Source organism: Sphingomonas sp., from assembly GCF_017745215.1.
GTDB lineage: Bacteria > Pseudomonadota > Alphaproteobacteria > Sphingomonadales > Sphingomonadaceae > Sphingomonas.
The window spans coordinates 104,441-120,416 of the sequence record NZ_JAGHZV010000008.1; the positions used below are offsets into that span (position 1 = coordinate 104,441).

General features: G+C 69.6%; 14 protein-coding genes. 12 read left to right on the forward strand and 2 right to left on the reverse strand.

Annotation, left to right across the window (positions count from 1 at the left end; all coding sequences use genetic code 11):
* The first annotated feature begins 32 nt into the window (after positions 1–32).
* Positions 33–1,046, forward strand: coding sequence for a LacI family DNA-binding transcriptional regulator (locus J7495_RS10195; protein ID WP_294056385.1), 1,014 nt, complete (start codon positions 33–35; stop codon positions 1,044–1,046).
* Between the two features lie 277 nt (positions 1,047–1,323).
* A complete protein-coding gene (locus tag J7495_RS10200; RefSeq protein ID WP_294056386.1) occupies positions 1,324–1,893 on the forward strand; it encodes a hypothetical protein in 570 nt (189 codons plus the stop codon).
* 46 nt (positions 1,894–1,939) lie between these two features.
* Here the strand turns inward: J7495_RS10200 and J7495_RS10205 are convergent, their stop codons facing one another.
* Positions 1,940–2,836, reverse strand: a complete 897-nt coding sequence (locus J7495_RS10205; protein WP_294056387.1) for a glycosidase — start codon at positions 2,834–2,836, stop codon at positions 1,940–1,942.
* Between the two features lie 2 nt (positions 2,837–2,838).
* On the reverse strand, positions 2,839–3,618 hold the full coding sequence (gene fabG, locus J7495_RS10210) for an SDR family NAD(P)-dependent oxidoreductase (RefSeq protein WP_294056388.1): 780 nt from the start codon (positions 3,616–3,618) through the stop codon (positions 2,839–2,841).
* A gap of 104 nt (positions 3,619–3,722) precedes the next feature.
* Here fabG and J7495_RS10215 point away from each other — a divergent pair, with 104 nt between their 5' ends.
* The 10 genes from J7495_RS10215 (at position 3,723) to J7495_RS10260 (ending at position 15,902) form a co-directional block, all read left to right on the forward strand.
* The gene (locus J7495_RS10215; RefSeq protein ID WP_294056389.1) at positions 3,723–4,337 is read left to right on the forward strand and encodes a TetR/AcrR family transcriptional regulator; all 615 of its coding nucleotides are present in this window, start codon (positions 3,723–3,725) and stop codon (positions 4,335–4,337) included.
* Entirely contained in the window at positions 4,334–5,317 is a 984-nt protein-coding gene (locus J7495_RS10220) for an HlyD family efflux transporter periplasmic adaptor subunit (protein ID WP_294056390.1), read from the forward strand. The genes J7495_RS10215 and J7495_RS10220 overlap by 4 nt, the downstream gene beginning before the upstream one ends.
* Positions 5,314–6,243 carry an ABC transporter ATP-binding protein gene (locus J7495_RS10225; RefSeq protein ID WP_294056391.1) on the forward strand — a complete coding sequence of 310 codons (930 nt, stop codon included), beginning with the start codon at positions 5,314–5,316 and terminating at the stop codon, positions 6,241–6,243. Before J7495_RS10220 ends, J7495_RS10225 begins: the two co-directional genes overlap by 4 nt.
* Entirely contained in the window at positions 6,240–7,361 is a 1,122-nt protein-coding gene (locus J7495_RS10230) for an ABC transporter permease (protein ID WP_294056392.1), read from the forward strand. The genes J7495_RS10225 and J7495_RS10230 overlap by 4 nt, the downstream gene beginning before the upstream one ends.
* 157 nt (positions 7,362–7,518) lie before the next feature.
* Positions 7,519–7,992 (forward strand): Cys-tRNA(Pro) deacylase, encoded by a 474-nt coding sequence (ybaK, locus tag J7495_RS10235; protein WP_294056393.1) that lies wholly within the window; start codon positions 7,519–7,521, stop codon positions 7,990–7,992.
* A gap of 352 nt (positions 7,993–8,344) precedes the next feature.
* On the forward strand, positions 8,345–9,220 hold the full coding sequence (locus J7495_RS10240; RefSeq protein ID WP_294056394.1) for a hypothetical protein: 876 nt from the start codon (positions 8,345–8,347) through the stop codon (positions 9,218–9,220).
* A 14-nt stretch (positions 9,221–9,234) separates the two neighbouring features.
* Positions 9,235–9,963: a hypothetical protein gene (locus J7495_RS10245; RefSeq protein ID WP_294056395.1), complete on the forward strand. Its 729-nt coding sequence runs from the start codon at positions 9,235–9,237 to the stop codon at positions 9,961–9,963.
* A 32-nt stretch (positions 9,964–9,995) separates the two neighbouring features.
* Complete coding sequence (locus J7495_RS10250; protein ID WP_294056396.1) at positions 9,996–10,370, forward strand: hypothetical protein; 375 nt, start codon at positions 9,996–9,998, stop codon at positions 10,368–10,370.
* 149 nt (positions 10,371–10,519) lie between these two features.
* Positions 10,520–13,240, forward strand: coding sequence for a winged helix-turn-helix domain-containing protein (locus tag J7495_RS10255; protein WP_294056397.1), 2,721 nt, complete (start codon positions 10,520–10,522; stop codon positions 13,238–13,240).
* 307 nt (positions 13,241–13,547) lie between these two features.
* Positions 13,548–15,902, forward strand: coding sequence for a TonB-dependent receptor (locus J7495_RS10260; protein ID WP_294056398.1), 2,355 nt, complete (start codon positions 13,548–13,550; stop codon positions 15,900–15,902).
* Positions 15,903–15,976 lie beyond the last annotated feature (74 nt).

Here is a 15,976-nt window from a genome sequence, read left to right on the forward strand (position 1 = left end):
CGTGTTCGGCCCTATTCGAAGCTTGATCGCAAATGGGCACGACTGGCAACAGCAATACGACGCTCGAGGATCTGGCCCAGCTCGCCGGAGTCTCGATCTCCACTGTCTCGCGCGCGCTCAACGACCATCCGTTGATCAGCACGCGCACCAAGCAGCGCATCTGGGCGCTCGCACGCGAGCATGAATACCCCTTCCGCCACTACATGCCCTCGGCGCCGATCGGAGCGGAGGGATCGATCGCGATCGTGACCCCGCACATGCGCGGCGGGCCGCTGCCGCTCTCGCATCCCTTCTTCCTCGAGCTGCTCGCGAGCATCGGCGAGGCGGCGCGCGCGCGCGACTGCGACTTCACGGTGAGCCACACCACGCCGTCCAAATACGAGGACCTGGTGACCGCGGCGACGTCGAGCCGGGCGAGCGGGGTGATCTTCCTGGGGCAGAGCATGCTCCACGAAGCGTTCAACCGGCTGGCGGCGACCAGTGCGCGCTTCGTGGTGTGGGGCGCGCGGCTGGCGGGGCAGAAATATTGCTCGATCGGCTCGGACAACCTCCTCGGCGGGCGGCGCGCGACCGCGCATCTCGCGCGGCTGGGGCGGCGGCGCATCCTGTTCCTCGGCTCCTCGGACCCCGAGGCCGAGCAGCGGCGGCGCGGCTATTTCGAGGCGCTGAAGGAAGCGGGGATCGAAGCCGATCCCAAGCTGGTGGTGGCAGTGGACTTCGAGTTCGAGTCCGCCGAGGCCGCGGTGGGGCGGCTGCTGCGGCGCGGCGTGTCGTTCGACGGGATCGTCGCCTCGAGCGACCTTATCGCGCTGGGCGCCATCCGGGCGCTGCGCCGCGAGGGGCTGACGGTGCCGCGCGACGTCTCGGTGGTGGGCTATGACGACATGCTGCTCGCCCGCCTCTCGACGCCGACGCTGACGACGATCCGCCAGGACACGCAGGACGCAGGGCGAAAGCTGGTCGCGCGGATCCTGGACCCGAACCCCGATCATCTCTCCGAGCATTTGCCGACCGACCTGATCGTCAGGGAATCATGCGGTGCCTGAGCGCCGGCCGAAATAAAAATAGGTGGAAAAGCAAAATACCCATGCTCCGCCCGCAGTAGAAATATTGCGCGTTTCCAGATTCTTGCTTAGCCTCTCAGTCGCACGGCTTCTTCAGCCGCTGCCTTGTTGGAGGGGGAATTCGATGAAACGGTTCATCACTGGCGCGGCGATCGCCGCGCTTCTTGCCGCGCCCTTGTCCGCGCAGACTGCATCCCAAGCGGTGCAGGCGGCTGCGGTTCCGGGGGCGTCGGGGGTTGGGGCCCCGGAAGGCGAGTTGATGCTGACCAAGGGGACGCCGATCACGCTGATCGTCTCGAAGGAAGTGAACAGCAGCACCCACAAGGAAGGCGACACCTTCCCGCTCGCGGTGCGCGACGACGTGAAGATCGGCGACACGATCGTGATCCCGCGCGGCACGCCGGCGCTGGGCGAGATCACCTGGCGGACGGGCAAGGGCGCGTTCGGCAAGTCGGGCAAGATGGAATTCTCGCGGCGCTACATCGACCTGAACGGCGAGCATATCCCGGTGACCGGCGACTATCGCCAGGAAGGCGAAGGCAACACCGTTGCGACCGGCGTCGGCATCATCGCGGTCGGCGTGTTCGCCGGCTTCATCACCGGAAAGCGCGCGCGCGTTCCGATGGGCCGCGAGCTGATGTCGCAGCTGGCCCAGCCGGTGCCCTTCACCGCCGACGGGCACCTGTCGTCCTCGTTCGACTCCAAGTCGGCCGAGGCCGCTGCCGCGGCGAACACGGCCATCGGCCAGTGCCGCGCCAAGGCAGAGGCCCTGACCAAGGGCAAGCGCGAGAGCGCGCTCAAGGAATGCTACAAGAAGCGCATGGAGTGATCCGGTTCGGGGCGGCGCCTTCGCGGGTTCCGCCCCGCTTTCCGCGTCAGCTCCGGCGGAGCGACGCGCGGAAGAGCGCCGCGTCGGCGCGCGAATAATAGAGCCAGGGGTGGCCGCCGACGAGCACGATCGAGGCAGCGAACACGATGTCGGTGGCGCTGCGGTCCTCGGCGGGCGGCGGCGCGATCAGCGGCTCGATGCAGCGATCGACGACATGGGCATAATCGGCGTCGAAGGCGATCCAGCCGATCCGCCAGCGCGCGTCGTGCGTGGCGCCGTTGTAGAACATCACCGGCCGGTCCTTGTCGCTGGTGAGCAGCGGGCCGGTCGAGAGGTGCCAGGCGTCCCAGCTGTCGGGACGCGGGGCGAAGGGCTGGCGCTGGTGCGTCCAGGGGCCCGCCACGTCCTCGCCGATCGCGAGGCCGATCAGCGAGGCGTCGTTCGCGGCATATTCGTAGAACATCCGCCAGCCGCCGTCCCGGGTACGGTCGACGGTGGCTTCCTTGATGTTGCCTTCGCTCGGCGTCGAGGGCATCGCCACGCCGCGCTTGGCCAGCCGGTCCATCGACGGGCCTTCGGCATAGAGCATCTCGCCGTGCGTGCGGCCGATGTCGACGCCGGTGTAATAGACGACATAGCTGCCGTCGGGCCGCTCGACGACGGTCGGGTCCTCGCAGCCGCCGGCGTCCTCAGGCTCGGGTCCGGGGACGATCGCGGGGCGGTCCGCCGCGGTGAAGTGGCGGCCGTCGTCGCTCGTGGCGTGCCAGATCGTTCCGGTATCGCCCCACTCGCCGGGGCGCGGCACCGCGCGGACCATCATCTGGTAGCGATGGTCTTGGCCGCGCCAGACATAGGGGCTCATCAGGTCGCGCGCGGCGATCCCGGGCGGGCCGTCGAGCGTCACGGCCTCGATCGCCTCGACGTTGAAATCCAGCCGCGCCATGGTCAGGCGCCCAGCGCGGCTTCGAGGCTGAGCCCGCCGTCGATCGGCAGGATCGCACCGGTGATATAGGCCGCGGCGTCCGAGCAGAGATACACGGCGAGGTCGCCGACTTCCTCCGGCCTCCCGGCGCGACCCACGGGGATATTGCGTTCGAGACTCGCGCGATAGGCGGCGTCTTCCTGCGCGCGGCGGTTCATCGGCGTCAGGATCATGCCGGGCGCGATCGCGTTGACGGTGATGCCGAGCGGCGCGCATTCGATCGCCATCGTGCGGGTGAGGTTCTCGAGTCCCGCCTTGGCCGAGCAATAGTCGGCCCCGCCCGCACGCACCGCCTGGCCGTGGATCGAGCTGATGTTGACGATCCGCCCTGGCTGCTTCGCGTCGCGCAGCCCCCGGACGAGCGCGCGCGACGTGAGGAAGGGTCCTGTCAGGTCGGTGCGGAGCATCCGCTCCCATTGCGCGAGCGCCATGTCGGCGACGGGCACGTCGCTCATGTTGAGCCCCGCCGAATTGACCAGCAGGTTCGGCACGCCGAGCGCCGCCCGGGCGGCGGTGAAGGCGGCCTCGACCGCGGCTTCGTCGCCGACGTCAGCCTGGAGGGCGATCGCCTTCGCGCCGGCCGCCTCGACGGCCTGCTTCGTCCGACCGGCGGCGGTCTCGTCGGCGAAATAGAGCATCGCGACTGCTGCGCCCTGGCCCGCCAACGCTAGCGCGCAGGCGGCGCCGATCCCGGAATCACCACCGGTGACCAGCGCGATGCGGCCCTCAAGCAACCCGGCCATCTTCCTCTCCTTGCCTCGTTCGCGGAGGCGCAAACGAACGAAGCGCGCGAAGGACGCAAAGGACTCGCTTGTTTATAACTGACTAGTCAGTTATAAACCGCGCCATGCCCCGCGCGACTCCGCCCGACCGCCGTGACGCGATCCTTGCCGCTGCCCGCAGCGAATTCGCCGAGCGCGGGTTCGCCGCGGCGCGGATGGAGGATATCGCCCGGCGCGTCGGCATCTCCAAGGCGGCGCTCTACCTCCAGTTCGCCTCGAAGGAGGCGCTGTTCCGCGCGCTGATCGACATGCTGATCGGCGCCACCCTGCCCCAGCTCATCCCCCAGGGCTTCGGCGACATCCCCGCGCGCGCGCTGCTCACCGGGCTCGTCACCACCGCGATCACCCGGATCACCACCGGCGACATCGCCTTCGTCCCCCGGCTGATCATCGGCGAAGGGCGCAACTTCCCCGAGATCGCGCGCTATTACCACGACACCGCGGTGTCGCAGGGACTCGGGCTGATCGAACGCGTGATCCGCCACGGTGTCGCGCGCGGCGAGTTCCGCGAGGTCGATGCCAGGCACGTCGCGCGCTCGGTGATCGGCGGGGTGATCCTCGCCGCGATCTGGCGGACCGTGTTCGAACCCGTCGGCGCCGAGCCGATCGACGTCGAAGCGATGGCCGCGGCGCATCTCGACGTCCTCCTCAACGGCTTGCTCAGGCAGGAAGCGCCATGAGACCCAATCCCCGACTCCTCATCCCCGTCATCCTCGTCGTGCTCGCGTTCGCCGGCTGGTTCGGCTGGCGCGCGCTGAACCCACCCGCGCCGGAGCGCTGGCTCGGCTATGTCGAGGGCGAGACGCTCTACATCGCCGCCCCCACCGCGGGCACGCTCGCGGAGCGGCCGGTGGAGCGCGGGGCGGCGGTGAAGGCAGGGGCGCAGCTGTTCACGCTCAACACGGTGACCACCGATGCCGCCACCGCGCAGCTTGCGGCGCAGGCCGAGGCGGCACGCGCGCAGGCGGCCGACCTCACCCAGCAGCGCGAGCGGCCCGCCGAGCTCGACGTTTCGCGCGCAGCACAGGCGGCGGCGCGGGCACAGCTCGCCAAGACCGAGCGGGATTACACGCGCTATGCGGCGCTGGCGGCGCGCGGCTTCGTCTCCAAGTCGCAGCTCGATGCGGCGCGAGCCGCGCGCGACACGGCCAAGGCGCAGCTCGACCAGGCGCTGGCGCAGCAGCGCTCGGGCGAGCTCAGCGCCGGTCGCGCCGACCAGCTCCGCGCGGCGGAGGCGAACATCGCCAGCGCCGACGCCGCGCTGCGCGCCCAGCAGCGCCGCCGCGACGAGATTGCGCCGACCGCGCCCGCCAATGGCGTGATCGAGCAGACCTTCTTCAACCCCGGCGAATGGGTGCCCGCCAATGCGCCGGTGGTCGCGGTGCTGCCCGACGACAAGCGCAAGATCCGCTTCTTCGTGCCGCAGGACCGCGTCGCCAGGCTCAAGGTCGGCGGCACGATCCGCTTCGGCTGCGACGGCTGCGGCGGCATTCGCACCGCAACGATCCGCTACATCTCGCCGCGGAGCGAATTCACCCCGCCGGTGATCTATTCGGACCGGGCGCGCGAGAAGCTGGTGTTCCTCGTCGAGGCCGCCCTCCCCGCTTCCGCCGACCCGCTGCCGCTCGGGCTGCCGGTCGACGTCGAGCCGGTCCGGTGAGCACCGCGATCGACGTCGAGGGGCTCACCAAGCGCTTCGGCGGGCGCACCGTCGTCGATCATGTGGACCTGAAGGTCGAGGAAGGGCGGATCTGCGGGTTCCTCGGCCCCAACGGCTCGGGCAAGACCACCACGCTGCGGATGATCTGCGGGCTGCTGATCCCCGACGAGGGACGTGGGACCGTGCTGGGGCTCGACCTTGCCACCCAGCGCCAGGCGATCAAGCGCCAGATCGGCTATATGACGCAGAAGTTCGGGCTGTTCGGCGACCTGACGATCCGCGAGAACCTCGCTTTCGTCGCGCGCGTCTACGGGCTCGACCGGCGGACCGAGCGGGTGGACGCCGCGCTCGAGCAGCTCGGCCTGGCGACGCGCGCCAACCAGCTCGCGGGCAATCTCTCGGGCGGGTGGAAGCAACGGCTCGCGCTCGCCGCCTGCGTGCTCCACGAGCCGCGCATCCTGCTGCTCGACGAGCCGACCGCGGGCGTCGATCCCCAGGCGCGGCGCGAGTTCTGGGACCAGATCCACGCGCTCGCCAAGACCGGGATCACCGTGCTCGTCTCGACGCATTACATGGACGAAGCCGAGCGCTGCCACGAGATCGCGTACATCGCCTATGGCGTGATGCTCGCGCGCGGGACGACGCATGACGTGATCGCCGGCTCGGGCCTGCATGCGCTGCGCGGCGAAGGGCCCGGCGCCGACCGGCTCGCGGGCGAGATCGCGCACCGGCCGGGGGTGAGCAGCGCCGCGGCGTTCGGGACGACGCTGCACGTCTGCGGCACCGATCCGGCGGCGCTGCGCAAGGCGGTGGAGCCCTGGGCCGACCGCATCCGCTTCACCGAGTCCGCGCCGACGCTCGAGGACGTGTTCATCGACCTGATGGGCAAAGCCCGGGACAACAGCGTGGTGGAGGCCGTCGCATGATCGAGCGCATCCTTGCGGTGATGATCAAGGAAGTGCTCCAGATGGCGCGCGACCGGCTGACCATCGGGATGATGTTCGGCATCCCGATCGTCCAGCTCCTCCTGTTCGGCTATGCGATCAACGGCGACCCGCGGCATCTGCCGCTCGCGATCGAGATGAACGACCATTCGGCGCTCACCCGATCGGTCGACGCGGCGTTGCGCAACACGACCTATTTCGACGTCACCCAGGTGGTCGACCGCCATGACGAGGCCGACCGGCTGGTGCGCGACGGCACGGTGCAGTTCGTGGTGACGATCCCGCAGGACTTCACGCGCGACCTGGTGCGCGGCGAGCGGCCGCAGCTGCTGGTGACCGCCGACGCGACCGATCCCTCGGCGACGGGCAATGCGCTCGCGGCGATCAGCCAGGCGGTGCAGACCGGCCTCGCGCACGATTTGATCGGGCCGCTCGGCAGCCTCCAGCCGGGGCAGGCGCCGGTCGATGTCGTGCTCCACCGCAGCTACAATCCCGAGGGGATCACCAGCTACAACATTGTGCCGGGACTGCTGGGCGTGGTGCTGTCGATCACGATGGTGATGATGACCGCGATGGCGGTGACGCGCGAGACCGAGCAGGGGACGATGGAGAACCTCCTCGCGATGCCGCTCAGGCCGGTGGAGGTGATGGTCGGCAAGATCGCCCCTTACCTCTTCATCGGCTTCATCCAGACGCTGGTGATCCTGGGGTTCGCGACCTTCCTCTTCCACGTGCCCTTCGCGGGATCGCCGGTGCTCGCGATCCTGGTGACGCTGTTGTTCGCGACCGTCAGCCTCGCGCTCGGCTTCACGCTGTCGACGATCGCGCAGACCCAGCTGCAGGCGATGCAGATGAGCTTCTTCTACATGCTGCCGAGCATCCTGCTGTCGGGCTTCCTCTTCCCCTTCCGCGGCATGCCCGGCTGGGCGCAGGCGATCGGCGAGGCGATCCCGGTGACGCATTTCCTGCGGCTGATCCGGGGGATTTTGCTCAAGGGCTGGGGCGTGGCCGATTCGCTGCCGCACATGGCAGTGCTCGCGCTGATGCTGCTCGTGCTGGGGAGCGTGGCGATCCTGCGGTACCGCGATACGATCGGCTAGGAGCCTTTTCCTAAACCGTCATCCCGGCGAAAGCCGGGACCCAGGGCAGCAAAGGACATCGCTCTTGACCCTGGGTCCCGGCTTTCGCCGGGATGACGATTGAGGAGGGGCGGTTCCAACGCTTGCGGTCTGCGCCGCTCCCGGCGAAAGGCGGGGCATGTCGATGGCCACCCGCGCGACGCGCTTCCTCGAGCAGGCGAAGATCGCCTTCACCGTCCACGCCTATGCCTATGACCCCGATGCCGAGCGGATCGGGATGCAGGCGGCCGAGGCGCTGGGCGAGGCGCCGGCGCGCGTGCTCAAGACGCTGATGACGGTCGCGGGCGGCAAGCCGGCGTGCGTGATCGTGCCGTCGGACCGCGAAGTCTCGATGAAGAAGCTCGCCGCGGCGCTGGGGGTGAAGTCGGCCGAGATGATGAAGCCCGCCGATGCCGAGCGCGTAACGGGATACAAGGTCGGCGGGATCAGCCCGTTCGGGCAGATGCGCCGCGTGCCGGTGGCGATCGAGGCCGAGGCGATCGCGCACGCGCTGGTCTACATCAACGGCGGCCAGCGCGGGCTGCAGCTGCGGCTGAGCCCGCGCGATGCGGCAGAGGTGCTGGGCGCCGTGGTGGCGGGGGTTGTGGCGTGACTCTTCTTGAGCCCCTCCCCTTCACGGGAGGGGTTGGGGTGAGGCATGTCCGCGAAGACAAACGTCGGCCTCGGCGAGACGCGCAGGACCCACCCCCAGCCCGAAGTGGAGGGGCTGCGTGTGTGCCGCGAGCCGCTCGCTGTCCGAAGGACGGCTGCTGTTTTCCGCCTCGCGCGCGCGGCCGAGCAGCACCAACGACGCCGACCGGCTACGCAAATATCTCGCGCGCTTCGGGCTCGATTGGGGTGCAATTGGCGCGTCCCGGACGGCTTGAGAAATCCTTGAGAAGTCCGTGAGGACTTCGCGGCCCCGCCCGGCGATCCTCCGCACATCCAGTTAGCGGAGGCGGATCATGAAGGGGAAGGTTCTGGGGTTCACCCCCTCGACGGGCACGGGAACGATCAGCGGCGAGGACGGCGCGCGCTACGGTTTCGGCCAGGGCGAATGGCGCAGCGACAAGCCGATCGCGGCGGGGATCGCAGTGGACTTCGAGCCGCGCGGCAAGGACGCGGTCGACATCTATCCGGTCGCGGGCGCCTCGATCGACGTGGGGGCGCTGGGCGCCTCGCCCGCGGTGGCCAAGGCTAAGTCGCTGGCGATGGGGACGCTGCCCTTCCCGCTCGCGATCATCCTGCTGATCGCCTGCTTCCTGCCCGCGATCAACAGCGCCGGGATGGGCGGGCGCAGCCTCTCGCTGCTGGGGCTGTCGCCGGTGGTGAGCGAGCTGAACGAGCGCGTCCAGGGCGCCCGCGAGATGTCGGCGTCGCGCACCAAGTCGTTCGACGAGCGCGAGGCGCAGATCCAGGAAGTCATCGCCAAGTCGGGCCCGTCGACGCCGGTCGGCTTCTTCGGCTCGGGCCCGACCGCCGGCCAGGCGCTCAAGGACCTGCAGGACGAGCGCGCCAAGGCCGACGACGAACTCGCCAAGGCGACGTCGGGGGCGTTCCTGCTCGGCTTCATCTTCCTCGTCTATGCCGTGCCGGTGCTGGCGCTCGCGGTGGCGGGGCTCGCCTGGACCGGGCGGCTGGTAGCGCCGGCGGCGATCGCCGCGGGGGCGTCGGGCGTGGTCGCCTATGGGCTGCTCTGGAACGTCAGTGCGATGGGGACGAGCTACGGCGGCGTGCAGATGCTGACGCTCGGCTTCGGCGCCTGGGTGCTGCTCGGCGCGGGGATCGCGCTGATCCTCGCGGGGCTCGGCAAGATCCGCAACCCGCTCGCCAGCGCCTGACAGGAGACAGACCGATGCGCCGATTGATCCTGCTCGCCCTGCTCGCCTTCCCGACGGCGTGCGGTGCCCAGACCGCCCCCACGCTCACCCCGATGACCAGGCCGCAGTATCTCGCCGAGTGCGGGGCGCGGCAGAAGCGCGCCGGCGTGGAAGCGAAGTTCATCGCATCCACCTGCGCGCAGGAATTCGCCACCGCCACCGCGACGCTGCCGCTGGCCCGCGCCATCGTAAGGATCGCGCGGACCCCGCCCGCGCAGCTCCAGAGCCAGGCGCAGCTCAAGGCGATCATGCCCAGCATCGCCTGGACCAGGCCGGTCAAGCAGGCACCCCCGATCACGGTGGTGTTCCAGGGCAGCTACGCCAAGGATCTCGCGTTCAGCGCGATGGGCGCGGGCAAGGTCCAGACGATCGCCTGGAACTGGTCCGAGGAGACGGCGACGCTCCCCTATGACGTTCCCGGCGCGCTGCGGCTGCTCGGCGCGAAGGTCACCGCCTATGCGTGCAGCACCGGCGGCGGCGCCTATGGCGACGAGCGCGGGACCGACTATCGCGTCGAAGTGCCCGGCGCGGCGCCGCTCCACTTGTCGATCGGCGGGCGCGACGCCGCGATGGGCGGGCAATGGGGCTTCTGGGGCATCACGATCGAGCCCGGCGCGCCGGTGCCCGGCTATGCCGCACTCGTCGCCAGGGCCCGCGCCGGCGCGGACGGCGACGGCGAGAGCTGGTCGCCCTGCACCGAATGACTTCGCATCTCCCGATCCCGAAAGGCCATGCCATGACCCTCATGCGATCCTCCTGCGCCATCCTCCTCGCCTGGCTCGCGGCCGCCTCGCCCGCGCTTGCCGACTGCGTCCCCACCACGCGCGCGCCAATCTGTGCCGACGACACCGGCGCGCGCCAGATCACCGTGCGCATGCTGATGCCGCGCGCCGACCGGATGTGCGTGCTGCTCGAGAGCAAGGCGCCAAGCGGGCCCTGGGTGCAGACCAACCTCTCGTCGCAATATCCGCTGCTCACCACCACGAGCTACGCCGCCGAGAAGGGCCCCTACAACTATCGCTTCTCGCTGTTCCTGGTCGACCGGACCAACAGCTGCGACCGTTCGAAGCCCGTGCCCGGCGGCGGCGCGGCGTCGGTGGTCAAGAAATAGGTCTGACGTTCCGCTGCCAATCGGCGAAATGCCAAGGCTAAAATCTCGCGAGGCCGCTTGCGTGCCAGCCCGGTGCCGTTCATGCTCAATCCCACGGGTCGACGCCCTGATGCAGCTTTCCGATAGGGCGCGGTTGTCGAGGGGTGGGCATGAGCGCAACGACGGCGGGAAGCCGGCGACGGCGGCGGCGTTGGCGGTTCGCGACGGCAGCCTTCGATGAGGGCAGCTGGGCGCTGGAAGTCGGCGGCACCGCGGTCTCGATCGAGACCAAGCCGCTCGAACTGCTCCACGAACTGCTGCTGCGCGCCGGCGAGGTCGTCACCAAGAGCGAGCTGCTCGACGCGGTGTGGCCGGGCATCGTCGTGGTCGAGGCGTCGCTGCCCACCGCCATCTCCAAGCTTCGCCGCGCGCTTGGCGACGGCGACGGCAAGATCGTCGAGACGGTGCCGCGGATCGGCTATCGGCTGGCCGCGCCGGTTTCGGTCGAGACGCTCGCCGGGCCGCTGATGCCGCGCTTCTCCTTCCAGGCCGGCGAGGAAGTGCCGGGGCGGCCGCAATGGCGGCTGCTCGAGTCGCTCGGCGACACCGGCGCCGACGACGTGTGGCGCGCGGTGCACGAGAAGACCGGCGCGCGGCGCATCTTCAAGTTCGCCGACGCGCCCGATCGGCTACGCGGACTGAAGCGCGAAGCGGCGATCGCGCGGCTGCTGATGGCGTCGCTCGCCGAGGACGGGCCCTATGTCCCGCTGCTCGAATGGAATTTCGCTACCTCGCCCTATTGGCTGGAGAGCGTCGACGGCGGCGCGAGCCTGGTCGACTGGGCGGCAGCGAAGGGCGGGCTCGCGGCGATCCCGCTCGCGCAGCGGCTGGAGGTGGCGCGACTGGTCGCGCGCGCGCTCGAGACCGTCCATGGCGTGGGCGTGCTCCACAAGGACCTCAAGCCCGCCAACATCCTGATCGAGGAGCGCGACGGCGCACCACGGATCCGCCTCGCCGACTTCGGCAGCGGCGTGGTGATGGACGACGACCTGCTCGCCGCGCACGCGATCACGCCGTTCCTTGACGGCGAGAAGGACCAGGGCAGCCGCTCGGGCACGCTGCTCTATCGCGCGCCCGAGCTGGTCGGCGATGCGGTGCCGACCGCCAGGTCCGACATCTTCGCGCTCGGGCTGATCCTCTACCAGCTCGCCGCGGGCGATTTCGGGCGGAACCTCGCGCCCGGCTGGGAAGCCGCGATCGGCGATCCGCTGCTCGAGGCCGATATCGCCGAGGCGGCGGCGGGCGATCCCGAGCAGCGGCTGGGCGCAGCCTCGCTGCTCGCCGACCGGCTCGACCGGCTCGAGCAGCGCCGCGCGGCGCTGCTCGAAGCGACCGAGCGCGACGCCCAGCTCGCTGCGCTCAAGCGCGAGGAGGAGCGGCGCGCGCAGCGTCGACCCTGGGTTCGCGCGGCGGCGGCGGCGGCGATCGTCGGGCTCGTCGGAACCTCGGGCTTCGCGCTCGTGGCGAACCGGCAGCGGCAGGAGGCGCAGCGCCAGGGGCGGATCGCCGAGGCGAGCTACGGCTTCCTTGCGGACGACCTGCTCGGCCGCACCGATCCCACCAGGAGCCAGTCGGCCGCCGAGACGCTCGCCGATGCCGCCAAGCGCGCAGGCGCCGAGATCGACCGGCGCTTCGCTGCCGACCCGCTGGTCGCGGCGCGGCTGCACGCGACGCTCGCCCGCGCCTTCCAGGAGCGCAGCGACTTCCCGGCGATGCGCAGCGAGTTCGACGCCGCCGAGCGCAACTTCCGCCGCGCGGGCGCGCAGAACGGCGAGGACGCCACGGTCGCCCGGCTCACCCGCGCGCAGGCCGAGGCGATGTCGGGGCAGAAGGACGGGCTCGACGCGGCGCAGGCGATCATCGCGGCCGAGCGCAAGCGGCTCGGGCCCGCGGCGGACACCGGCCCGATCGGCTTCGCGCTCGCCCGGGCCGAGGGGATCGCGGGCTTCTTCGGCGACCTCAAGGTGGCCGACGCGGCGTTCACCCGCGCGATCGGCTATGCCAAGGCACACCCCGATGCGGTGAGCCAGCGCGATTCGCTGCGGCTGCGCTCGACGCATGCGCTGGTGCTGATGCGGCTCGGCCAGGGCGAGCAGGCCGAGCGCGAGATGCGCCCGGTGGTGGCGGAAGCGACCGCGGCATTCGGCCCAGACCATCCCGACACGCTCAATGCCCGCCAGGTGCTCCTGAACGCGCTGATGCTCCAGCACCGCGACGCCGAAGTGATCAAGGGCGTGACCGAGCTGCTGCCCTTGTTCGACAAGCGCTACGGCCCCGACCACCGGCTGACGCTGGCGCTGCACTCGACGCGCGGCGACATGCTCGCCGAGCTCGGCCGCTACCGCGAAGCGGCGGAGGATTCGCGGCGCGTGTGGCAAGGCGCGAGCAAGACCTCGGGCGCGGAATCGCACCAGGCACTGGTCGGGCACATCGACCTGGGGATGGACGAGTGCCGCGGCGGCGAGCTGGCGGCAGGCTTGGCCGACGTGCGCGCAGGGTTGCGCGATACCGAGGCCGCGTTCGGGAGCGATTACCCGCTCACCCATGCTGCGCGCTATTACGCCGCCGAGTGCCTGGTCGAGAACCAGCGGTTCGACGAAGCGGCGGCACTGGCGGCGACGGTCGATCCGGCGCTGGTCGGGCAGCTGGTCGGCGATCCGGAGTGGCACGCCGAGCTCGATGCGGTGAAGGCGGAGATCGCGCTGGCGCACGGCGACAAGGCAGCGGCGCGCAAGCTCTACGCCGCGCTGGCGCCGAATACTGCGGGGCTGGATGCCGCGAGCTACGAGCGGCGGCGGCTGGCGCGGATCGCGGCGGCTTTGGGACGGTAACGCTCACCCGATCAATATTTCAATCCTCCCCTGGAAGGGGAGGTGGCAGCCCGAAGGGCTGACGGAGGGTAGCTCTCCATGGGCTTTGAAGCTCGTGGAGAGCTACCCCTCCACCACTCGCTTCGCGAGCGGTCCCCCTCCCCCTGCGGGGGAGGATTTGCATGCTTCGCCGCAGCACAACTCCGTCGTCCCAATCAAATACTGACTTACTCGGCAGTCAGTATTGACACCAACCGTCAGCCAAGCGAATATCCAACCCGTTCGCGGGACAGCGCCACCAAGGCGCGGCAGCGACAAAGGAGGGGATATGAACCGCTTAGCCTATACATCGTCGCTGATCGCGCTGGTCGCCGCCGCGACGCCCGCCGCTGCCTTCGCCAGCACCGCCGCGGCCGATTCGGCCAATCCGCCCGCCGCCGCCAAGCCCGCGCAGGACGATCAGTCCGCCGCCGAGCCGGCCGACCAGAACGAGATCGTCGTCACCGCGACTCGCCGCGCCGAGCGCATCCAGGACGTGCCGCTCAGCATCACCGCCTTCACCCAGAAGGAACTGACCCAGCAGGGCATCGTCGGCTTCGAGGGCGTCACGCGCCAGACGCCGGGCGTGGTGCTCAACCAGGCGAGCGACAACAACGCCCGCATCACTGCGCGCGGCGTCTCGACCAACGGCTGGGGCGCAGGCCTCCAGACCACCACGACGATCTACATCGACGAACTGCCGATCAGCACGATCGGCAACACGGTGACGCTCAACCCCAATCTCTACGACGTCGAGCGCGTCGAGTTCCTGCGCGGGCCGCAGGGCACGCTGTTCGGCTCGGGCTCGCTCTCGGGCGCGCTACGGATCATCACCAAGAGCCCCAACCTCAAGGAAGTCGAGGCCTCGGGCCTCGTCGACCTCGGCTGGACGCCCGACGGCGACGGCATCCGCCAGCGCTACAATGCGATGGTCAACGTGCCGATGGTCAGCGACACGCTCGGCCTGCGCGTCGTCGGCTTCTACCGCAACGAGGACGGCTTCGTCGACAATCTCGGCACCCACAAGAAGAACGCCAACAAGCTGGTCGACTGGGGCGGCCGCGCGACGCTGCTGTGGAAGCCGACCGACCGGCTGAGCATCCGCCTGCTCGGCTCGTACGAGAACAGCGAACCCCGCGACTCGGCGCTGACCTCGCCCAACCTCGGCGACCGCAAGCGCTATTCGACGATCCCCGATCTCTACACGTCGGACACCCAGATCTACAACGGCACGATCGACTATGACTTCGGCGGCGCCAAGCTGACGAGCTCGACCACCTATTCGATCGCCACCGGCGATTTCGACGTCGATCTGGCGGGCACCTTTGCGTCCGCCACGGTGCCGATCCAGAACGCGATCCCGTTCATCCTCGACGACGACTACAACCAGAAGACCTTCGTCCAGGAGACGCGCCTGACCTCCGGCGGCGGCGGCAAGTTCGACTGGGTGATCGGCGGCTTCTACATGCACCGCAACCTCGACCTCAACGGCCGCGACCTCTCCAACCAGGCCTATCTCGATTCGATCCACGTCACCGGCCTGACCGGCGCGTCCTTCGCCGAGTTCGGCAGCATCTCGAAGACCTATGAGCTCGCGGGCTATGGCGAGCTGACCTGGCACATGACCGACACGCTCTCGGCCACGGGCGGGCTGCGCTACGGCAAGTACGGCGGCACGGTGCTCACCAAGCCGGGCTTCAACACCGCCTATTTCACTTACGCGGTGGTCGGCTATCCGTGGTATAATGTTCTCTACGGCTTGCCCACGGCGATCCAGAAGGTGCCCAACGGCGCCGCGACCACGCGCTATCCCTCGGCATCCAAGGCGTCGTGGAAGGCCAGCCTCGCCTATCGCCCGAGCCGCGACCTCACCACCTACGCCACAGTGTCGACCGGCTATCGCACGCCCGTCTACAATGCGCGCGCGGGCACCAAGAGCACCGTCGATCCCACCGACTTGGTGATCCCGCCCGGCGCGGGCTCGGACAACCTCACCAACTATGAGGTCGGCCTCAAGGGCCGCTTCATGGGGGGCAAGCTGACGATGAACCTCGCCGCCTATTACATCGACTGGCGCAACATCCAGGTGCAGGCCAACCGCCAGTCGGACTCGGTGCAGTTCTCGACCAACGTCGGCCGCGCGGCGAGCAAGGGGATCGAGGCGGAGATCGCCTTCTTCCCGACCAAGGGGCTGATGTTCGGGCTCAACGGCTCGCTCAACGACGCCAAGGTGACCGAGCTGACCACGCAGGAAGCGACGATCTCGGGCGCGGTGAAGGATGCCCGCCTCGCCTCGCCGCACGTCCAGGGCTCGTTCTACGGCATGTACAACTATCCGCTGGGCGGCAGCACCAAGGGCTTCACCAGCTTCCAGATCCAGTATGTCGGGTCCTTCCCCAACGGCTTCCCCAACGTGCCCGGCAAGGCCAACACGCCGAGCCCGCTCTACGGCCACACCGACAACTATGCCTTCGTCAACATCCAGAGCGGCTTCACCATCGGCCAGGTGACGACGACCTTCTACGTCGAGAACCTCGGCAACAGCCGGGCGACGACGTACATCCACCCCGAAGCATTCGTGTACAGCCGCTATGCGATCCTGCGGCCGCGCACCTTCGGTGTGCGAGTCAACTTCGGCCTGTGAAGGACGCGGCGCCGATCGCGTTTCCCGGTCCGGCGGGGCGGCGCCGGCGGCATCGAGCGATCGATGCCGCCGGC